Source organism: Allobosea sp. 2KB_26 (assembly GCF_052115715.1).
In the GTDB taxonomy this organism is placed as follows: domain Bacteria; phylum Pseudomonadota; class Alphaproteobacteria; order Rhizobiales; family Beijerinckiaceae; genus Allobosea.
Window position 1 is genome coordinate 159417 of record NZ_JBFRHE010000006.1, and the last position, 19622, is coordinate 179038.

The 19622-nt window shown below is 64.7% G+C and carries 19 protein-coding genes and 1 pseudogene; 2 read left to right on the plus strand and 18 right to left on the minus strand.

Going from position 1 to position 19622, the window contains the following annotated elements; translation table 11 throughout:
• Positions 1–56: 56 nt before the first annotated feature.
• Genes AB4099_RS18125 through kdpF form a run of 6 tightly spaced genes read right to left on the minus strand, consistent with a single transcriptional unit; the run spans position 57 to position 7970 of the window.
• Positions 57–752, minus strand: a complete 696-nt coding sequence (locus tag AB4099_RS18125; protein WP_441479054.1) for a response regulator — start codon at positions 750–752, stop codon at positions 57–59.
• Positions 749–3463, minus strand: coding sequence for a DUF4118 domain-containing protein (locus tag AB4099_RS18130; RefSeq protein ID WP_113512672.1), 2715 nt, complete (start codon positions 3461–3463; stop codon positions 749–751). The genes AB4099_RS18125 and AB4099_RS18130 overlap by 4 nt, the downstream gene beginning before the upstream one ends.
• Before the next feature lie 10 nt (positions 3464–3473).
• Positions 3474–4067 (minus strand): potassium-transporting ATPase subunit KdpC, encoded by a 594-nt coding sequence (gene kdpC, locus AB4099_RS18135; RefSeq protein ID WP_113512670.1) that lies wholly within the window; start codon positions 4065–4067, stop codon positions 3474–3476.
• Positions 4068–4090: 23 nt separating this feature from the next.
• The gene (gene kdpB / locus AB4099_RS18140; protein WP_441479055.1) at positions 4091–6127 is read right to left on the minus strand and encodes a potassium-transporting ATPase subunit KdpB; all 2037 of its coding nucleotides are present in this window, start codon (positions 6125–6127) and stop codon (positions 4091–4093) included.
• A 20-nt stretch (positions 6128–6147) separates the two neighbouring features.
• The gene (gene kdpA, locus AB4099_RS18145; protein ID WP_441479056.1) at positions 6148–7857 is read right to left on the minus strand and encodes a potassium-transporting ATPase subunit KdpA; all 1710 of its coding nucleotides are present in this window, start codon (positions 7855–7857) and stop codon (positions 6148–6150) included.
• A gap of 26 nt (positions 7858–7883) precedes the next feature.
• Positions 7884–7970 (minus strand): K(+)-transporting ATPase subunit F, encoded by an 87-nt coding sequence (kdpF, locus tag AB4099_RS18150; protein WP_069880828.1) that lies wholly within the window; start codon positions 7968–7970, stop codon positions 7884–7886.
• Between the two features lie 261 nt (positions 7971–8231).
• Between kdpF and AB4099_RS18155 the strand changes: the two genes are divergently transcribed.
• A complete protein-coding gene (locus tag AB4099_RS18155) occupies positions 8232–8783 on the plus strand; it encodes a flavin reductase family protein (protein ID WP_441479217.1) in 552 nt (183 codons plus the stop codon).
• A 45-nt stretch (positions 8784–8828) separates the two neighbouring features.
• Here AB4099_RS18155 and AB4099_RS18160 read toward each other — a convergent pair whose 3' ends face one another.
• The 12 genes and pseudogenes from AB4099_RS18160 to AB4099_RS18215 all read right to left on the minus strand — a co-directional run bounded on the left by AB4099_RS18160 (position 8829) and on the right by AB4099_RS18215 (position 18366).
• The gene (locus AB4099_RS18160; RefSeq protein ID WP_113512664.1) at positions 8829–9089 is read right to left on the minus strand and encodes a hypothetical protein; all 261 of its coding nucleotides are present in this window, start codon (positions 9087–9089) and stop codon (positions 8829–8831) included.
• A 113-nt stretch (positions 9090–9202) separates the two neighbouring features.
• Positions 9203–9391: pseudogene (locus tag AB4099_RS18165) on the minus strand (helix-turn-helix domain-containing protein); the annotation flags it as partial.
• A 303-nt stretch (positions 9392–9694) separates the two neighbouring features.
• The gene (locus AB4099_RS18170) at positions 9695–10174 is read right to left on the minus strand and encodes a hypothetical protein (protein WP_441479057.1); all 480 of its coding nucleotides are present in this window, start codon (positions 10172–10174) and stop codon (positions 9695–9697) included.
• Between the two features lie 177 nt (positions 10175–10351).
• A complete protein-coding gene (locus tag AB4099_RS18175) occupies positions 10352–11185 on the minus strand; it encodes a GNAT family N-acetyltransferase (RefSeq protein WP_441479058.1) in 834 nt (277 codons plus the stop codon).
• Positions 11186–11295: 110 nt separating this feature from the next.
• A complete protein-coding gene (locus tag AB4099_RS18180) occupies positions 11296–11940 on the minus strand; it encodes an amino acid ABC transporter permease (RefSeq protein ID WP_441479218.1) in 645 nt (214 codons plus the stop codon).
• A complete protein-coding gene (locus AB4099_RS18185) occupies positions 11937–12605 on the minus strand; it encodes an amino acid ABC transporter permease (RefSeq protein WP_441479059.1) in 669 nt (222 codons plus the stop codon). Before AB4099_RS18185 ends, AB4099_RS18180 begins: the two co-directional genes overlap by 4 nt.
• Positions 12606–12608: 3 nt before the next feature.
• The gene (locus tag AB4099_RS18190; RefSeq protein WP_441479060.1) at positions 12609–13406 is read right to left on the minus strand and encodes a transporter substrate-binding domain-containing protein; all 798 of its coding nucleotides are present in this window, start codon (positions 13404–13406) and stop codon (positions 12609–12611) included.
• 24 nt (positions 13407–13430) lie between these two features.
• Positions 13431–14534, minus strand: coding sequence for an ABC transporter ATP-binding protein (locus tag AB4099_RS18195; protein WP_441479061.1), 1104 nt, complete (start codon positions 14532–14534; stop codon positions 13431–13433).
• Between the two features lie 10 nt (positions 14535–14544).
• Entirely contained in the window at positions 14545–15378 is an 834-nt protein-coding gene (locus AB4099_RS18200) for an ABC transporter permease (protein WP_441479062.1), read from the minus strand.
• Positions 15375–16265: an ABC transporter permease gene (locus AB4099_RS18205; RefSeq protein ID WP_441479063.1), complete on the minus strand. Its 891-nt coding sequence runs from the start codon at positions 16263–16265 to the stop codon at positions 15375–15377. The genes AB4099_RS18200 and AB4099_RS18205 overlap by 4 nt, the downstream gene beginning before the upstream one ends.
• Before the next feature lie 5 nt (positions 16266–16270).
• Complete coding sequence (locus AB4099_RS18210; protein WP_441479064.1) at positions 16271–17338, minus strand: ABC transporter substrate-binding protein; 1068 nt, start codon at positions 17336–17338, stop codon at positions 16271–16273.
• 170 nt (positions 17339–17508) lie between these two features.
• Positions 17509–18366: a LysR substrate-binding domain-containing protein gene (locus AB4099_RS18215; RefSeq protein ID WP_441479065.1), complete on the minus strand. Its 858-nt coding sequence runs from the start codon at positions 18364–18366 to the stop codon at positions 17509–17511.
• A gap of 210 nt (positions 18367–18576) precedes the next feature.
• Between AB4099_RS18215 and AB4099_RS18220 the strand changes: the two genes are divergently transcribed.
• The gene (locus tag AB4099_RS18220) at positions 18577–19617 is read left to right on the plus strand and encodes an agmatinase (protein ID WP_441479066.1); all 1041 of its coding nucleotides are present in this window, start codon (positions 18577–18579) and stop codon (positions 19615–19617) included.
• Positions 19618–19622: the final 5 nt, after the last annotated feature.

The following is a 19622-nucleotide window of genomic DNA, read 5'->3' on the forward strand; positions in this document are numbered from 1 at the left end:
TGCGCCCCCAGCCGAAGGGGCGGGAGCAAAAAAATCCTCTCAAGGCGACAATGACGCTAGACCAGCCCGCCGAGCCGGTAACCGACGCCGGGTTCGGTCTCTATCAGCTTCGGGCTCGTCGGGTCTTGCTCGAGCTTCTGGCGGAGCTGACCGACGAAGACGCGCAGATATTGCACATCGTGCTCATGTGCCGGCCCCCAGACGGAAGTGAGGATCTGACGATGGGTCAGGACCCGGCCATTACCGCCGGCGAGCGAGGCGAGCAGGTCATATTCCTTCGGTGACAGCTTCACATGCGTACCGTCGCGGCTGACGCGTCGATTGACGAGATCGATCTCGACTGCGCCCGAGCGGATCACAGCATCGGCGCCCTGACGCTCGATGCGATGGCGCAGCGCCACGCGCAGCCGTGCCAGCAATTCGCCGACCCCGAAGGGTTTTTCGACATAGTCGTCGGCACCGGCGTCGAGCGCATCGATCTTCTCGGTCTCGCGATCCCGCGCCGAGAGGATGATCACCGGGCCGTCATAAAAGGCTCGCGCCTTGGCCAGCGCTTCCTTGCCGTCCATATCGGGCAGGCCGAGATCGAGGACCACCGCATCCGGCGGCTTTCGTGCCAGCTCGCGCAGGCCGGCAGCGGCATCATCGGCGCGAACCGGCTCATAGCCCGCGGCATCGAGCGCGGGAGCGAGGAAGCGATGGATCTGCGGTTCATCGTCGATGACGAGAATACGGGGGCGAAAGGCCGTCATATCGTTGCTCCGGGCGCGCTGTCCTTGCGCAGGCTGATCAGGATGCGGGTGCCGCCGGGAGTTCCGTCCGGACGGTCCTGGATCGGGCTCGCGGCTGCGATCCGACCCCCCATCGCCTCGACGAAGCCCTTGGAGATGGCGAGGCCGAGGCCGGCGCCCTTGCCACGTTCTCCACCACGGTCGGTCGATTCCTCGAGCCTGCGGAACTTCTCGAAGACGCGTTCCAGCTCGGCAGTGGGGATACCGCGACCTTCATCCTCGATCGAGATCACGACATTGCCTCTGTCCTCATAGGCTGCCGTCTCGATCAGCGAGCCGTCCTCGCTGTAGGTGATGGCATTTTCCAGGATATTGACCAAAGCCTGCTCGAGCAGGCCGGGGTCGGCTCGCACAGCCGAGAGCGCTGCGGGAAAATCGCGCTGGACGCGGCGGTGCTCGAGGCGGCGAGAGACGCGCTCGATCGCGGCGGCAATCACGTCGCGCACATCCGTCCAGTCGCGGCGCGTCACCAGCGCCCCGCCTTCCAGCCGCGACATGTCGAGCAGGTCGCCGACATAGCGATTGAGCCGTTCCGCCTCCTCGCGGATCGACAGCAGCAGGTCGTCGCGCACGGCGGGCTCGACCGTCTTGCCGAAGTCGATCAGCGTCGTCGCCGATCCTAGCACCGTCGCCAGCGGCGTGCGCAGATCATGGCTGACGGAGTTGAGTAGCGCCGAGCGCAGCCGGTCGCTGCGGCGAAGCGCTTCGGCGTCGACGGCCGCGGCGGCCAGTTCGGCCCGCTCCAGTGCGATCGCCCCCTGATCGAGCAGCGCCAGTGCAAAGCGTTCGTTCTCGGCATCGAGCAGCGCCTGCGGTTCGAAACCGACGACGCCCGAGCGCGAGCGCACACCCTGCAGCGCGCGGAATGTCCAGGCGGCATTGGGCAAGGTGCCGGTGCCGGCGCCGGCAGGCTCGCCGCGCGTCCAGGTCCAGCGTGCCGCGGTCATGTCTGCTGTGGTAAGCGCTTCGAGCGCAGGCGCTCCGGCCGCCGCGGCGATTTCCTCGCCATGCGGCAGGAAGACGACAACCTTGCCGGAGGTCGCGGCCGAAAGCTGCTCGGCCAGGATCGTGGCAGCATCCTCCTTCCGCGCGGCTCCCGAGAGCCGCCGGCTCGCGGCGAGCAATGCGGTGATCGCCGAGGCCCGTCGCGCGGTTGCCCTGGCCTGATCCCGGACCCGCCCCGTAAGGCCACCCGTCGTCATCGCCACCGCGAAGAAGACGAGGAATGTCAGGACATCCGCTGGATGGCCGATCCAGAAGCTCAGCAGCGGCTCGAGGAAGAAGAAATTATAGGCAACAGCGGCGAAGGCTGCGGCTGTGACGGCCGGCCAGAGACCGAATGCGAGCCCCGATATCAACACGCTGACCATGAACAGCATGGCGAGATTGGCATTCTCGACACGGTTCTGGATCATCTCCCCGATGAGGATCGTGCCGCCAACCAGCGCAGCGGAGGCCAGATGCCCGCCCCATTGCAGCACCCGCTTCGGAGCCGGGGCTGACGGAACGGCAGGTCCAGACGCGGTTTCGGTGATGATGTGCAGCGCTGCGCCGTTCTGTGCCTCGAGCAGGGCTGGTGCCAGCGATCGGTGAAACCAGGCACGCCAACCCCGGCGGTGCGACTTGCCGACGACGATCTGGGTAACGTTGTTGCGCCTGGCATAGTCCAGCACGGTGGCAACGAGATCGTCGCCGGTCAGCACGACATTGGCGGCGCCAAGCTGTTCGGCGAGCTTGAGCGCTTCCGACAGGCTGCGGCCGCGGGCCGAATCCGGCTCGACGCGGTTCGGTCGCTCGACATGTGCCACCGTCCAGGGCGCGTCCATCATCATGTCGGAGAGGCGCCGTCCCGCGCGCACCAGCGAACTCGCCATGGCGTCCGGCCCGATCAGGACCAGGATGCGCTCGCCGGCAGCCCACGGACCCTCGACACCGGCACGCTTCATCGCCTGGCTGAGCTGGTCGTCGACGGTCTGGGCGGCGCGGCGCAGCGCCAGTTCGCGCAGCGCCGTCAGGTTCTCAGGCTTGAAGAAATTGTCGGCCGCAAGCCGCGCCGTTTCGGGCAGATAGACCTTGCCCTCCGCCATGCGCTGGCGCAGTTCGGTCGGGGTGATGTCGATCAGCTCGATCTCGTCGGCCCGGCTGAGGACGCTGTCCGGCACCGTTTCACGCTGGCGCACACCGGTGATCTTCCAGACCACGTCGACGAGGCTCTCCAGATGCTGGACGTTCAGCGTCGTCCAGATGTCGATACCGGATTCGAGCAGTTCCTCGACATCCTGCCAGCGTTTCGGGTGGCGGCTGCCGGGAGCGTTGGAATGGGCGTATTCGTCGACGAGCAGGAGGCGCGGTTTGACGGCCAGCGCCGCATCGAGGTCGAATTCCAGCAGGGTCCGGCCGCGATGCTCGATCGGCCGGCGCGCCATGACCTCGAGCCCGTCGAGCAGGGCCTCGGTCTCCCGCCTCCCATGGGTCTCGACCACGCCGACAAGGACCTCGCCATGCTCGGTCTGGGCGCGGCGGCCCTGGGACAGCATCTCGTAGGTCTTGCCGACGCCTGGAGCCATGCCGAGAAAAATCTTGAGCCGGCCGCGTTTGCGGCCGGCCTGCGCCAGAAGGGCATCGGGATCGGGGCGTCCCTGCTCCCGGAATCTGGTCTCGTCTGCAGTCATAGTGCTGGGCTCATGGCGCCTTAGCTTGCGGCTTCGGATAACGCGCGTCGAGGGCGAGATTGGCAGTCAGCACGTTTACACGCGAACGACCGAGAAAGCCGAAGGTCGGCCCCTGCGTATTCGCTGCGATGATCGCCGCAACCTGGTCCGGGGCGATGCCGCGGGTTTTGGCGATGCGAGCGACCTGGCGGGCCGCGTTCTCCGGAGAGATATGGGGATCCAGACCCGAAGCGGAAGCGGTGACCGCATCGGCCGGCAGGGAGCCCTTCCCGTCGGCCTCCCGCAGCGCCTCGGCATCGGCCTTGATCCGCGCAGCGAGGTCCTCGTTCATGGGGCCCAGATTCGAGCCCGAGGAGCCGGCTGCATCATAGCCGTCCTTGCCGGCGGCGGAGGGGCGGGGACGCAGATAGGCGTCACCCTTGAAGTTCTGGCCGATCAGCTGCGAACCGACGATCTCGCCTTGCGCATTGCGGATCAGCGAGCCGCCGGCCTGGGACGGGAAGGCCGCGCCGGCGATACCGGTCACGCCGAGCGGGTAGGCGAGGCCGAGGAGGAGGGTGAAGAACACCATCGAGACGATGGCGGGGCGAAGATGGGACAGCATGGTGGTGCTCCTTGTCCGCGGCGTCAGGCGAGCTTCAAGGCTGTGACGATCATGTCGATCAGCTTGATTCCGACGAAGGGCGCGATCAGCCCGCCGATGCCATAGAGGGTGAGGTTGCGCGAGAGCAGCTTGGCGGCGCCGATGGCGCGGTAGCGCACGCCGCGCAGAGCCAGCGGGATCAGCGCGATGATGACCAGCGCGTTGAAGATCACGGCAGAGAGGATGGCGCTGTGCGGGCTCGTGAGCCCCATGACGTTGAGGGCGCCCAAGGCCGGCAGCGCGGCCACGAACAGGGCCGGGATGATCGCGAAATACTTGGCGACGTCGTTGGCGATCGAGAAGGTGGTCAGCGCTCCGCGTGTGATCAGGAGCTGCTTGCCGACCTCGACGATCTCCAGGACCTTGGTCGGATCACTGTCGAGATCGACCATATTGCCGGCCTCGCGGGCGGCCTGTGCACCGGTCTGCATGGCAACGCCGACATCGGCCTGCGCAAGCGCCGGGGCATCATTGGCGCCGTCGCCGCACATCCCGACGAGACGGCCCTTGGCCTGCTCGGTGCGGATCATGCGCAGCTTGTCTTCCGGCGTCGCCTCGGCGAGGAAATCGTCGACGCCGGCTTCGGAAGCGATGGCTGCAGCGGTGACGGGATTGTCACCGGTGATCATCACGGTCCGCACACCCATGCGGCGAAGATCGGCGAAGCGATCCTTGACGCCAGGCTTCACCACATCCTTGAGGTGGATGACGCCGACCAGCGCACCGTTCTCGCTGACCGCGAGCGGCGTGCCGCCCGAGCGGGCGATGCGGTCGACGGCGTGGCGCATCTCGGTCGGAACCTGGCCGTCGCGCAGATCTAGCATGGTCAGCACAGCATCGACCGCGCCCTTGCGCCAGGACTGCCCGTTATCGTCGAGGCCCGACTGACGCGTCGTCGCGCTGAAGGCGATCGCGGTCGCATGGTCCGGGATGCTGGCGGTTATGCCCTGCTCCCGCGCGAGTTCGACGATCGAGCGGCCCTCGGGGGTCTCGTCGGCGAGAGAGGCCATGAGTGCGGCGCGCAGCGCGTTGTCCGGACGAACGCCCGGCGCCGGGATGACCTCGACCGCCATGCGGTTGCCAAAGGTGATCGTGCCGGTCTTGTCGAGCAGCAGCGTGTCGATATCGCCCGCCGCTTCGACGGCGCGCCCGGAGGTCGCAAGCACATTGACCTTGAGCAGCCGGTCCATGCCGGCGATGCCGACTGCGCTGAGCAACCCGCCGATCGTGGTCGGGATCAGCGTGACGAAGAGCGCGCCGAGCACCATCGGATCGAGCGAGATTCCGGAGAAGGCGCCAAGGCCGGTCAGCGTGACGACTGCGACCAGGAAGACGAGCGTCAGGCCGGCGAGCAGCACGGCAAGCGCGAGCTCGTTGGGTGTCTTGCGCCGGTCGGCACCTTCCACCATCGCGATCATGCGATCGAGGAAGGAGGAGCCCGGCTGCGACGTGACCTTCATCTTGATCCAGTCGGAGACCACTGTGGTGCCACCGGTGACAGCCGAGCGGTCGCCGCCGCTCTCCCGGATCACAGGAGCGGATTCGCCCGTGATCGCGGCCTCGTTGACCGAAGCGACACCCTCGATGATCTCGCCATCGGCCGGGATCACATCGCCGGCCTCGACCAGCACGAGATCGCCGGGAACGAGCTTGTGGGCCGGGGTCTGGATCATCGCATTCCGCTCAGGGTCGATGATCAGCTTGGCCTTGGTGGTGACGCGGGCGGCGCGGAGCGAATCCGCCGCTGCCTTGCCGCGCCCCTCGGCAATGCTCTCGGCAAAATTGGCGAAGAGCACGGTCAGCCAGAGCCAGGCCGCGATCTGGATCGGAAATCCGGCAGGCGCGCCGGAGGAAAGGGCAACCGCGGCGGAAACCGTCGCGAGCGCCGCGACGACCTCGGTGGCCAGGATCACGGGATTGCCGGTGAGCTTGCGCGGGTCGAGCTTGACGAAGGCGCTTTTCAGCGCCGTCAGCACGACGCTCTGGTCGAAGCTGGAGGATTTGACGAAGGACATACTCATGGAAGCTTTCCTTTGTCGGCTCAACGAGCCGCCGCAAGCACCTGGAAGTGCTCGACGATTGGTCCGAGCGCGAGCGCCGGGAAGAATTGCAGGCCACCCAGGATCAGGATGATGCCGATCAGCAGGCCGACGAAGAGCGGGCTGTCCGAGGGCAGAGTGCCGGCGGTGGGCTGGAGCTTCGGCTTGACCGCGATGGCGCCCGCGATGGCGAGCACCGGGATGGCATAGGCGAAGCGGCCGAGCAGCATCGCGATACCGAGCGTGGTGTTCCACCAGGGCGCATTGGCAGTCAGACCCGCATAGGCCGAACCGTTGTTTCCGGTCGCCGAAGAGTAGGCGTAGAGGATTTCGGTCAGACCGCGCGGCCCCTTGTTGAGCAGTCCCTCGAGCGCGACGGGCAGCACCGCAGCGATCGCGGAGAAGCCGAGAATCGAGAGCGGCAGGATGAGGACCGCCAGCATCGCGAGCTTGATCTCACGTGCCTCGACCTTCTTGCCGAGATATTCGGGTGTGCGCCCGACCATCAGGCCGGCGACGAAGACCGCGAGCAGCGCCATCACCACCATGCCGTAGAGGCCGGAACCAACGCCGCCGGGCAGAATCTCGCCGAGCTGCATCAGGAACATCGCAACGCCGCCTCCGAGAGGCATGTAGCTGCCATGCATGGAATTGACCGAGCCATTCGCGGTACCCGTAGTCTGGGCGGCCCACACGGCCGACGTGGCGGCGCCGAAGCGGACTTCCTTGCCTTCCATGTTGGCGGATGCATCGGGAATGCCCGCGGCGATCATCGCCGGCTGCGGCGTCAGCGTCTCGGACGCGTAGATCGCCGAGGCCGCAACGCCGACGAGGATCGCCATGACCGCGATCAGCGCGCGCGCCTCGCGGCGCGCACCGGCGACACGGCCGAAGGCGATGACCGTGCCAAAGGCGAGTGCGTTCAGTGAAACCACCTCGATCAGGTTGGTCAGCGGCGTCGGATTCTCGAGCGGGTGCGCCGAGTTGACGTTGAAGATGCCGCCGCCATTGGTGCCCCATTGCTTGATGGCTTCCTGGCTGGCGGTCGGGAACAGCGAGATCACCTGCTTCGCACCTTCGACAGTCGAAGCCTCGACATTTGCGAGCAGCGTCTGCGGCACACCGGCTGCCACCAGGGCGAGGGCCGTGAGGATGGACAGGGGCAGCAGCACGTAAAGCGTTGTACGCGTCAGATCGACCCAGAAATTGCCGAGGCCTTCGCCGCGGTCCGCAGCGAAGGCGCGCGACAATGCAGCGGCGACCGCGAGGCCGGCACCGGCCGAGACGAAGTTCTGCACGGTGAGCCCAGCCATCTGGCTGAGATTGCTCATCGTCGTCTCGCCGCCATAGGACTGCCAGTTCGTGTTGGTGACGAAGCTGACGGCGGTGTTGAAGGCCAGGTGCGGCGACAGCCCGTCAAAGCCTTGCGGATTGAGCGGCAGAATGCCCTGCAGACGCAGCATAGCGTAGAGCAGCGCGAATCCAGCGGCGCTGAAGGCAATCAGCGCGCCGGCATAGCCGAACCAGCCTTGCTGCCGGTTGCGGTCGACGCCGAAGGCCGCATAGGCCACGGCTTCGACCGGCTTCAGCACCGGATCGAGCCAGGTTCGTTCGCCCGCCCAGACGCGAGCCATGAAAATTCCGAGTGGCCAACCCACGGCCACAGTCAGCGCGATCGTGAAAACGATCTCGGCCCAGCCCCGCCAGTCCATGCGAGGTCTCCTTTATGAAAGCTGTGTCAGAAGCGGTCGGGGCGCAGCAGCGCAGCGACCATGTAGACCGCGAGCCCAAGCGCCGCGGCCCCGTAAAGCCAGGTGAGCGCCATGGTCGTCAGACCTTGCGCAACTGCGCAGCATAGGCCGCGAAGAGCACGAAGGCTCCGAGCCCGAGCGCAATGAAGACGATGTCGGCCATGGCCAATCTCCAGTCAGGTTAGACCGGAGATGTGGTGCCTGGGGCAGTAAGGGGTCGAGGGGAAAGGCAGGGGGGAGGCATAAGGGTTCCATAAAGATCGTCTGCAGCAACGATCTTTCGCTGGTCACCGGCGTTGTGCGTTGCAGGGTCCAGCGGAGCGATGGTCATGACCATTCAGGAGATGCCGGCATCAAAGGCCTATCGCCTGCTTGAGGCCGGACCGATCGTTCTCGTCACGACATCGGACGAGGGGCGGCCAAACGTCATGACCATGGGTTTCCACATGGTGATGCAGCATGCGCCGCCGCTGATCGGCTGTGTCATCGGCCCCTGGGATCACAGCTACAAGGCGTTGCAGGCGAGCGGCGAGTGCGTGATCGCGATCCCGACCGTCGACCTCGCCCGGAAGGTGGTCGATATCGGCAATTGCTCGGGCGGTGAGATCGACAAGTTCAAGCGCCTCCGGCTCACTGCCAAGCCGGCGAAGGACGTCACGGCGCCGTTGATCGGCCAATGCCTCGCCAATATCGAGTGTCGCGTTGCCGATCGGAGCATGATCGAGCGCTACAATCTGTTCATTCTCGAAGCCGTGCGGATCTGGGTCGACGCGGAACGGAAGGAACGTCGCACGCTGCATCATCGCGGCGACGGTACCTTTGTGGCCGACGGCAAGATCATCGACCTGCGCGAGCGCATGGTGCTGTGGAAGCAGTTTCAGGACTAAGCCGCACCCATGCCGAGCCCGGCGCGACGGGGCTAGAAGCAGCACTCACCAATACCAGGGGCGCCCGCCATAGGGATAATAGCCCCAGCCGGGGCCTCCTGCCTGTTCGAAGCGATAGAGACGTGCCGCGGAGCGTGCCAAATCGACGTCGAGCAGGCATTTCGCAAATGCGTCGGTGCCTGGCCGGAAGCCATAGGATCGGCAGCGCATCTCGTCGGCGCTGCGCTGCTCTGCCGCGGTGATGGTTTGACAGGACGCGAGGCCGCCGGAAATCAGCATCATGGCGAGTAACGAGGCTCTCTTCATGATGCGGCTCCTCTGTAGGCAACGACTGGATCGTTTGCCACATTGATGGCCAAGATGTGGCCGCATGGGCCGCCGAGCCAATGCAAGCGGCCCATGAATCGTGCCAAAATCTCTTAATGCGTGGATTGGCCGGCCTCTGGAATCTCGTAGCCGTGAGAGGCATAGGCGCTCAGCTTATTGCGGAGCGTTCTGATCGATATGCAAAGCATGGCGGCCGCATGGGTGCGATTGCCGCCGGTTTCCTTCAAGGTGGCGAGGATCAGATCGCGCTCGACATCTGCGACAGGTCGCCCGACGAGATGTTCGGCACCGTTCTCAGGGTCGAAAGCCTGCATGTCATCTTCCCTTTGTGAGCCCCCAGCTCCAACTCAGAAGACGATCCAAAAGGGGGCGAAAAGGGTTAATGGGAGGTAAATGCCCATCCTGGTCACGCGATCTTCCGTAGCAGCATCGGATGTGTGCTGGCCTCCATCCCGCGAATCTCGCCGCACTGGGATCGCTGGATAGCCTCGACCTCGAAACCTCATGTCCTGATGGCGAAAGCTCTGGCTTCTTCATGAAAACAGTCAGTAATATGGCGGCGGCCTGAGCCGCCGCCAACTCGGTCAGCTCTTGAGCTTAGCGTTGCACTGGCTCCAGTAGCCGCCGCCCTTCTCGATCCATTTCAGAGTGCCGTTGGCGTTGGCGGTCTTGTTGGCATTGTACTGATCCGCGCAGGTCTTCAGCCGAGCTTTGCCGGGCGACTCATCCGAGTATTTCTGCGCGACGGTCTTGGGGAAGACCGCCGCCTTTGCCCGAGCAGGAGCGGCGGCCGGCTTGGCTCCGGGCGTTGCCGGTGCGGCAGCTGGAGCCGGAGCGGCGGGAGCTTCCTGGACAGCTGCGGCCGCATCGCTCTCTGCGGCATCGTCATCACCGCACTGGGCCTTGCGGAAATCGTTCCACTTCTGCCCCTTCAGCGTATTCGCCTTCTTGGCGTCCTGATACTTCGTACTACATTCCTTCATCGTCAGTGCCTGGGACGGTGAGGAAAAGACGGTCGCGAGCACGAATGCCGACGCGGCTGCCAGGATCACTTGTCTAGCCATGGTCTGGTCTCCCAATGCCCGGCCACTGCCGGCCTGGAGATGGCACTCTATTTTCGCGGTTCAGGCAAGCGCCGAGGGTAAGATCGCGACCGTGCCGATGCGGGCCTTCGGCCCGACGAAGGGGCGAGACCGGATCCGGCGACATCGCCGAAGCAACTCGCCTTGCTGCTGTGCCGCCTATCCGAGTTCCAGGGTGGTCACGCCAAACAACTCGGGCGGGAGAGGAAAGGGCCTGCCCAGATACATTCGCGTCGTCTCGAATCCGGGCCGAAGGCCGCCGTCGACCAGCATGTCGATGAACCGCTGCCGTGCGGCCGGAACGTCGATATGGACGTCACCTTCGGCAAAAGAGCCCAGATGCTGAACCAGCGTGGCGGCCGTCGCGTCGTCGACCGCAGATAGCCCACCGATCTTCCAGCCCGAGCGGCACTTGCGCATCACGCCGTACCCAGTCACCGCGCCATCCGAGGTTGCGACACATGCATGATGTGGCGGCATGAGCCAGTGCGTCAGGAAAGGTTCCCGCGTCTCCGGAAAGCTCCTTCGATCAAAGGCCATGACTTCGGGCAGGAGATTCGGGGTGACGCTGTTCACGGTCCGATTTTCAACCAGGCGGTGCTCGAAAGCGCCTCCGAACCGGATGGTTCGGTAGGCGGGCGCAAAACCTTTTCGCCGATAGTTCTCGAATTGCTCGTCGACGCCGTCGAGCCCAATTATGCGCCCGTCGAGCCGGGCCATGCCTGCGTCCCAGACAGCCTTGCCATGACCTCTGCCGCGCATGTCCTTGCGGCAGATATAGAGGCCGATGAATCCGTAGGTCGTTCCATAGGCGACCGCCGAGATGCCCGCGACCATCTCGTCATCGACGAAGGCGCCAATGAAGCCATCAGGGTCGGTCGCACGGAACGCTACCGCGTCATCGAGGCCGGGATTCCAGCCCTCCGCGGCAGCCCAGTCCACGAGTTGATCGACTTCGAGCATCTCGAGCTTGCGAATGATGCGCTCGCTCATTCCGCTGCAAGCCTTTGCGGTGTGGGGAGGTGCATGGATCCGATCTAACGCTTCGCGCTGGGCCTTGCATAGTCACCGCGCTCCGAGGGCGTCAGCCCCGCTTTCGTCTTTCAGGCCGGGGCGTAAGCCTGCAGATGGCGAGCGTAGCGCGTGAGCGGCAGACAGATGACGAAATAGATCAATGCGACCAGGCCATAGACGGTGAGGGGCTCAAAGGTCGCATTCGAGATGGCGTTGGAGGTTCGCATCAACTCGTCGAATCCGATGATCGAGGTCAGCGCCGTGCTTTTGACGAGCTGCACGAGATAGCCGACCACGGGGGCCCGTGTGATCGCGAAGGCCTGAGGCAGGATCACCAGCCGCATCTGATTGGGGTAGTGCAGGCCGAGGCTTTTGGCGGCATCCCATTGGCCCTTCGGCAGGGCCTCGACCCCGCCGCGCCAGATCTCCGCGAGATAGGCGCTGGCGCAAAGGGTCAGGGCGACGACGGCCGCCGACCAGGGTTCGATGCGGAAGCCGATCAGCGGAAGCCCGAAGAAGACCAGGAACAGTTGCATCAGCAGGGGCGTGCCCTGGAACAGCCCGATATAGAGTTCGGCGATATGACGCAGCCAGTGACGGGCTGATACCCGTGCCAGCAGGATCGCCATCCCAACGACCCCGCCACCGATGAAGGCGACAATCGAGAGCAGGATCGTCCAGCGTGTCGCGAGCAGCAGATTGCGCAGGATATCCCAGAAGGTGAAGTCCATCAGGAGGCCCCCCCGATCAGGACTTTCCGTCCGGTGAGGCCCAGGATGCGGCGCAACCCGATACTCAACGCCAGATAGACCAGGGTGACGACGAAATAGGTCTCGAAAGCGCGGAAGCTGCGCGCCTGCAGCATGTCCGCCTCATAGGTCAATTCGCGCACCGAGATCTGCGACACCGCTGCGGATTCCAGCATCATGATGATGACCTGGCTCTGCAACGCCGGGAAAATCACCTTCAGCGCCTGTGGCAGGACAATCTTGACGAAGACCAGCGCGGGGCGCAGCCCAAGTGCGCGACCGGCCTCCCTCTGGCCATTGGGCACGGCATCCAGCCCGGCGGCGACGATCTCGGTGCCATAGGCCGAGAGGTTGATCGTCATCGCGAGGATTGCTGCGACTGCCGGATCCAGCCGCAAGCCAAGGCTGGGCAGGCCGAAGAAGATGAAGAACAGCTGGACCAGAAACGGCGTGTTCCGGATCAGCTCGACATAGCTGCCGACCATGCCGCGCAGCCAGGGAGAGCGGCTGCGCACTGCCGCCGCCCCCAACACGCTGCAGACTGTTCCGAGCACGGTCGTGACGGCGATCAACCCCACCGTCGCCATCGCGCCGCGCGCGATGGGTTCGGAGGCCTGGCTCAGCCAGTCGAAGTTGAGGCTGTAGGCCAAGCTTCAGAGATCCTTGGGATCAAGTGGCTTGCCGAGCCACTTGAGCGAGGCCTTGTTCAGCGTGCCGTCGGCGAGCAGCTTGGCGACAATCTCGTTGATTGCCTGCTTGAGGCGCGGCTCGTCCTTGTTCAGCGCGATATGGTCCGGCGACGTCATCAGCTGGAATTTCTGCTCGGGCTTCAACGTGGTCTGGCGCGAGAGCACCTGGGCGCCGACATCGTTGCCGACGACCATCAGCTGCGCCTGGCCCGAGATGAAGGCCTGGATGACGGAGTTGTAGCTGTCGAAGCGCTTGATGTCGGCGGAGGGCGGCGCAGCCTCGGTGAGCGAGGTGTCTTCCAGCGTGCCGCGGCTCACCGCGATCGACTTGCCGGCGAGGTCAGCCTTGCCTTCGACCTTTACGGCCTGCGGTCCGATGACGGCGATGTAGTAGGGGGCGTAGGCGGCGGTAAAATCGATGACCTTCTCGCGTTCGGCGCTGTGGCCGACGCTGAGCAGGATGTCGACGCGACGCTCGGTCAGATACGGAATGCGGTTCTGGCCGGTTACGTTGACCAGGTTGAGCTTGACCTTCAGCGCGTTGGCGATGGTCTCGGCGATGTCGATGTCATAGCCCTTGAGGCTCATATCGGCGCTGGCCGATGAGAAGGGCGGAAAATCCGCGAAGACACCGACCTTCAGGGTGCCCGCCTTCGTGATGTCGTCGAGAGCGTCGGCACGAACCGGGGCCGTCGCAAGGCCGATGCCGGCCAGCAGGCTGAGTGCCAGCAGCGATGTCTTGATCGAGGAGGTCGTGGTCATATCGTTCATCCTTCCCTGAGAACGCTAGAGTGCGGCGGCAAGCCCGGTCGCGTTGCCGGACGGCATGGTGATGCAGGCATCGACCGGAAAGCCGATCGTCACGGCCTGACCTGGGCCGAGACCGTCGCCGACGCGGTTGGCCTGCATCACGAGAATCTGCTCGCCGCCGGCCGTCTCGACCAGGATCTGGCGGGTGGAGCCGAGCAGGGCGACATTGAGGATCCGGCCCTTCGCACTGTTGGCCATTCCAGCCGGATCAGCGTCGGCGGCGGTGGACAGGATGATGTTCTCGGGGCGGACACAGATGTCGATTGCGTCCGATGGGCAGTCCGGCACGGTGAGCGACAGGCCCGATCGGCTCAGGGCCCGGGCGAGGCCGGTTTCGCGTCGCGTCACCTGGGCTTCGATCCAGTTGGTGCGCCCCATGAAATCGGCGGCGAAGCGCGAGCCGGGGCGACCATAGACGTCTGACGGGGCGCCGACCTGGACGATACGGCCGGCCTGCATCAGGAAGACGCGTTCACCCAGGCTCATCGCCTCTTCCTGGTCATGGGTGACGACCATCGCAGTCGAATTGACGGCGGCCAGGACCTGCTTGAGTTCGGCGCGCAGGTCCTGCCGCAGCTTGGCGTCGAGCGCCGAAAGCGGTTCGTCGAGCAGGATGAGGCCTGGCCGCGTGGCCAGGGCGCGGGCGAGGGCGACGCGCTGCTGCTGGCCTCCGCTGAGCTGATGCGGCCGGCGGCTGCCGAAACCCTGCAACCTTACGAGCGCCAGCATCGCCTCGACACGATCGGGAATCTCGCGCCTGTCAGTGCCGCGGTGGCGCAGTCCGTAGGCAATGTTCTCCGCAACGGTCATGTGCGGGAACAGGGCATAATGCTGAAACAGCAGCCCGACATTGCGCTCATAGGGCTTGAGCGCAGTGACGTCGCGCCCCCCGATGCTGACCGTGCCGTGGTCGGGCCGTTCGAAGCCGGCAATGACCCGCAGGATGCTGGTCTTGCCGCAGCCGCTTGGCCCCAGCAGAGCGACGGTTTCGCCGGCGGCGATCGAGAAGGAAACGTCATCGACGGCCGTGACGGCACCAAAGCGACGGCTGACCCTATGAAACTCGACGGCGTTGCTCACGGCGTGACCCCTATGAACGAAACAGCCCCTGGCCCAACAGGCGGTCGAAACCGACGAAGCGCTCGAGAACGATGATGAGGACGGCGCTGACCGCCATCAGGAGAACGGCAGCGGCTGCGATCGTCAGATCGAAGGACGCGCGCATGTTGCTGACGAGGGCGACCGGCAAGGTGTAGGTCGAAGGGTCCGTCAGGAACATGCTGACTGCGACATCGTCCAACGACACGGCGAAGGCGAAGACTGCGCCTGTAACCATGCCGCTTCGGATCAGGGGCAAGGTGATGTTCCAGAAGGCTTGGTGTTCCGTCGCGCCAAGGACCAGCGCCGCTTCTGTCAGACGCCTGTCCCGACCGGTGAGGCTGGCGAGCACCGTGCGCACGACATAGGGCAGGGTGATCACGATGTGGCCGCAAAGCAGTCGGGTGAAGCCGTCGACGATGCCGATGCGCGACAAAAACAGCAGCAGGGCAAAACCGATCACCACCGCCGGCACGATGAGCGGCGAAAGGAACACGGCCATCACCAGGGAGCGACCGGGAAAATTGCTGCGGTCGAGCGCGACCGCAGCGGCCGTGCCGATGAACACATCGACGGCTGTGGTCAGGACGGCGATCTTGAGGCTGGTCGCCAGGCCGGTGGTGACGTAGTCGAGCGAGACCAGCTTCTCGAACCAGCGCATGGACAACGCCGGGGGCGGCAAGGGACCAAGGAAACTGCGCGCGTCGAAGGCGAGCAGGCAGGTGACGAGAAGCGGCGTCACCAGGAAGGCAAGCACCAGCCCAAGCATCGCGATCATCGCGCCACCGAGGAGCCGATCGCCAAGGCGCTTTGCGGTACCGGTCATGAGCGCGAGCCCCTACGACGTTGCACCAGCGAAACCAGAGACAGCACGAGCAGCGAGATGACGAGCATCACGATGGAGACCGCGGCGCCGCTGGGATAGTTCGCGACATCGCTGAAGCGCGTGTAGATCGTGTTCGAGAGAAACAATACGCGGCCCTTGCCGAGCACCATCGGAATGACGAAGGCGCTGATCGAAAAGGTCATGGCGATCAGGAATGCCGAGACCAGCCCGGGGAGGGCCAGCGGAACGGTGATGCCGAGATGCGCCTTCCAGGCAGGGGCGCCCAGCGATTGCGCTGCATCGCAGAAACGAGGATCGATATTCTGGATCGTTCCCAGAAGGGTCAGCGTGCACATCGGCACGACCGCATGCAGCAGGCCGGCCGCGACCAGGGTTTCGGTGTACCAGCGGCTTGTCGGCGAAATCCCGAGCGCCAGGAACAGGGGACGCGCAACCCCGACCGAGCCGAAGGCCAGTTCCAGCGCGTAGGTGCGCACCAGCATGCTAAGCAGGACCAGCATCACCAGAAGTCCGATGCAGGCGGCGCGCTGGCCCGGCGAAAACCGCCGCACGATGCAATAGGCCAGCGGAAACGCCGCCAGCAATCCAGCAAGCGATGCTGCTGCGCTCAGCTTGAAGGTTTCGTAGAGCACACCCGCGAAGGATGGCGTCGCGAGCTCGCGATAATTCTCCAGCGTCAGAGGCGCATCGACGGCCGAGCCCACCCGGCCCGGCACATATTGCTTGAGGCTTTCCAACACGAGCCCGAACAGGGGCAGGGCAAAGATAGCGAATAGCAGCAGCAGACCCGGCGCGAGCAGGAAGAGCGTCGTGCGGGGCGGCGCCGGGATCGCGATCGGCGGGTGTTGGACTGGGATGGCGGTCATGGCAATCACAGCAGTGGCGCGATGTCGGACTCCCACCGTTTGGCCCAGGCGTCCTGCTGGCCCAGCACGACCTTGTAGTCCGGCACATGCACGAAACTCTCGAACTCCTTCGGTGTGAAGGAGAGATGGGCCAGCTCTGGCGGGATGGCAGCCTTGCTGTTCAGCGGCGCTTCGCCAGCCACCTTCGCGTAGAGCGTGCTCATCTCAGGGCTGATCGCAAAATTGATGAAATCGCAGGTCGCCTTGCGGTTCGGCCGGTTCTTCATGACGGCAAAGCCGCTTTGGTAGAGGAAGGTCGCCATGCCGGCCTGCTTGGTCAGGCGGGTGATCTTGAAGTTCTTGGCGACGGCGGCCCAGCTCGGCTCGGCAAAGAAGCCGACGGAAGTCTCGCCGGAGGTGAAGGAATTGGTGAAATCGACGTCGGTCACGGCAATGCGGCCGATATTGCCTGACTTCGCCAGATCCTTCATCAGCTTCCAGCCCGGCTCCATATTGGATTCGTTGCCGCCGCCCTGCAGCGCCAGCGCGACGATCTGCAGCATCATGCTCTGGGTTGGCCCGGGCCAGCAGATCGCGCCCTTGAGGCGCTTGTCGAAGAGGTCATCGATCTTGCTGATGGCGAAGGGGGCGGTGTCGGTCCGGTAGCCGAAATACATGCCACCAATAGCGCGAGGCACCGCTTTCACATTGCCCTTGGCATCCCTCATCATGATCTTTTCCGGAATGTCGGCCAGATTGGGGACATCGGCCGCCGTGATGGTCTCGACCCAATCCTCGGCGATCATGCTGTTGAAGGACCCCTCCCAGCCGGCGATGTAGTCGTAGTCGACCTTGGGCCAGGCCGCCTTGATCTTGGGGAGGATCGCTCCGGCGCCGCCCTGGTGCAGGACCCAGTTGAACTGTGCGGCGGATTGCTTGGCGGCGACCTGCTTCATCGCCTCGACGACATCGCCGCCCCATTCGACAGCGGTGAGGCCGCTCGCAGTCTGAGCCGTGGCCAGATGCGGCCAGGCGAGCCCTGCAGCGCCGGTCGCGCCGATCAGGGACAGAAGATGTCGGCGTGTCATCGTCATGGTGTCAGGTCCTTCGCGCCGGAGGGTCGAGGGGCCACAGGCTGTGCCGATCGTGCGGGACGATCAGGCTCCCGAGCCGTTCAGAGGCACAATTGCACTCGCAAGCAGGCCGCGGCGGTAGGGCGAAAATGCTTGTCCGGCTATAAGCGGGCGTGAATGCCGGAGCCGGTTCAGGGGCGGCGCAGGTCGCTCTGCTGGGCGATGAAATCCGAGAGGTAACGCGCTTCGCTCGGTGCGCCGGTCCGTGAATAGAGCCCGATGCTGACCTCGACCGGCTCAGGCAGTCCGGCGGCATGGTCGAGCACCCGGCAATCCTCCGGGATCGTCGCCGCGATCATCGGGCCGATGCCAATGCCGACGCGCACGGCCGTCGCCATGGCGACCAGCGTTGAAGCTTCGCAGACGATCTTCCACTGCAGGTCATGACCCGACAGTGCGGCCAGCGCAGGCGTGCGCCAGGGGCAGGATTCCTCGAACATGATGATGGGCAATGGCGAACTCGTCGAGATCACCATGTCCGAGCGCACGACCCAGAGCAGCTGGTCGGACCAGACCAGGGTCGGCTTGCGGTTGAGCCGGGTCGTGTCGCAGACCACGATGTCGAGCTTCTCGTTCTCGAACATCGCGGCAAGGCGCTTGTTGGGCTCGACGATGATATCGATGTCGACCTTGGGGTTCTGGTCGCGAAAGGCTTTCAGGATTTCAATCAGACGCGTCGCGGCGAAATCCTCGACGACCCCGAGTCGGACCCGCCCTTCGATCATCTTGCCGTTGAGGCGTTTTCCGATCTCGCTGTTGAGCCTCAGGATTTCGCGGGCATAGGGCGTGAGCAGGACGCCGTTATTGGTCAGCCCAAGCCCCTTCGACGAGCGCTCGAACAGGTCGCTGCCGAGCAGTTCTTCAAGCTTGCGAATCTGCATGCTGACCGCCGCCTGTGTGCGGTTCAGCGACAAGGCGGCACCATTGACCGTTCCGACTTCAGCGACGGTCAGGAAGGCGCGCAGCAGATAAGGATCCAGTTCCAGCATCGCGCCCGCACCATATCATCGAAGCTGGTTCTACGCAGCCATACCGGCAGGCCTGCGGCCGCCTGACCCGCGCGTCCACCCGCCCCCGAGAGGAGGCAAAGGGGGGCGCTATTCAGTTTCGCTTATAGGGCCGCGTGCCTTTTCGCCGTTCCGGCCGCCTCGTTCTTTTGCCAGCCTTCCGGGCTTCCGCATCATTCCCTGCAGGTTGCCATGCCCTTCGACAATGCCGCCCTCGACCGCTTGCGCCAGCGCTACGCTTCGGCCGGCGGTGGCGAGATGCACGATCCTCATTTCAAGGCCGTCGCGGACACCATTTTTCAGGGCGCGGACCGGCGCAAATGGCCGTTCGCCGATCCGGCAACTTTCCTCGACGCTCCCTTTCTGGCGGACGGGCTCTCGGCTGAAAAACTGGCCGGGCTCGACGTCGCATTGATTGGCGTGCCGATGGACCTGGGCGTGACCAACCGTGCCGGCGCCCGGCTTGGGCCCCGCGCTGTCCGCGCCGTCGAGCGCATCGGACCGTATGAGCATGTGCTGCGCGTTGCGCCGCTCGGCAGATTACGCGTTTCCGATGTTGGAGATATCGCGCTCAGCAGTCGATACAGCCTGGCTGATTGCCATGCAGATATCGAAGCTTGCTACCGTATGATCGGCGAAACCGCGACGATACCGCTCTCGGTTGGTGGCGATCATTCGATCACCGGCTCAATCCTGAAGGGACTGGGCGCCAAGCGCCCGGTCGGCATGATCCATATCGACGCGCATTGCGACACCGCAGGACCCTATGAAGGCTCGAAATTCCATCACGGTGGCCCGTTCCGGGAAGCGGTCCTCGCCGGCGTGCTCGATCCCACGCGGACGATCCAGATCGGAATCCGGGGTGGCGGCGAATATCTCTGGGAGTTCTCCTTCGATTCCGGAATGACCGTGATCCATGCCGAGGAGATCGGCGCCATGGGGCTTGCAGCGGTGATCGAGAGGGCGAAGGCCGTTGTCGGTTCTGGGCCCGTCTATGTCTCCTTCGACGTCGACAGCCTCGACCCGGGCTTCGCCCCTGGTACCGGCACGCCCGAAGTCGGAGGCCTCCTGCCGCGCGAAGTGCTCGAGATCCTGCGTGGCGTCGCAGGCATCGACATCATCGGCGGTGACGTCGTCGAGGTTGCTCCGCAATACGACCCGACCACCAATACCGCGCAAGTGGCGGCGCAGGTTCTGTTCCAGCTGCTCTGCCTCGTGGCCTGCAAGAAGTGATCCTG

Bases quoted from the DNA above. Each gene is read 5' to 3' on its own strand.
- AB4099_RS18125 (WP_441479054.1), bottom strand. From the start codon at position 752: ATGACGGCCTTTCGCCCCCGTATTCTCGTCATCGACGATGAACCGCAG.
- AB4099_RS18130 (WP_113512672.1), bottom strand. From the start codon at position 3,463: ATGACTGCAGACGAGACCAGATTCCGGGAGCAGGGACGCCCCGATCCC.
- kdpC (WP_113512670.1), bottom strand. From the start codon at position 4,067: ATGCTGTCCCATCTTCGCCCCGCCATCGTCTCGATGGTGTTCTTCACC.
- kdpB (WP_441479055.1), bottom strand. From the start codon at position 6,127: ATGAGTATGTCCTTCGTCAAATCCTCCAGCTTCGACCAGAGCGTCGTG.
- kdpA (WP_441479056.1), bottom strand. From the start codon at position 7,857: ATGGACTGGCGGGGCTGGGCCGAGATCGTTTTCACGATCGCGCTGACT.
- kdpF (WP_069880828.1), bottom strand. From the start codon at position 7,970: ATGGCGCTCACCTGGCTTTACGGGGCCGCGGCGCTTGGGCTCGCGGTC.
- AB4099_RS18160 (WP_113512664.1), bottom strand. From the start codon at position 9,089: ATGAAGAGAGCCTCGTTACTCGCCATGATGCTGATTTCCGGCGGCCTC.
- AB4099_RS18170 (WP_441479057.1), bottom strand. From the start codon at position 10,174: ATGGCTAGACAAGTGATCCTGGCAGCCGCGTCGGCATTCGTGCTCGCG.
- AB4099_RS18175 (WP_441479058.1), bottom strand. From the start codon at position 11,185: ATGAGCGAGCGCATCATTCGCAAGCTCGAGATGCTCGAAGTCGATCAA.
- AB4099_RS18190 (WP_441479060.1), bottom strand. From the start codon at position 13,406: ATGACCACGACCTCCTCGATCAAGACATCGCTGCTGGCACTCAGCCTG.
- AB4099_RS18200 (WP_441479062.1), bottom strand. From the start codon at position 15,378: ATGACCGGTACCGCAAAGCGCCTTGGCGATCGGCTCCTCGGTGGCGCG.
- AB4099_RS18205 (WP_441479063.1), bottom strand. From the start codon at position 16,265: ATGACCGCCATCCCAGTCCAACACCCGCCGATCGCGATCCCGGCGCCG.
- AB4099_RS18210 (WP_441479064.1), bottom strand. From the start codon at position 17,338: ATGACGATGACACGCCGACATCTTCTGTCCCTGATCGGCGCGACCGGC.
- AB4099_RS18215 (WP_441479065.1), bottom strand. From the start codon at position 18,366: ATGCTGGAACTGGATCCTTATCTGCTGCGCGCCTTCCTGACCGTCGCT.
- AB4099_RS18220 (WP_441479066.1), top strand. From the start codon at position 18,577: ATGCCCTTCGACAATGCCGCCCTCGACCGCTTGCGCCAGCGCTACGCT.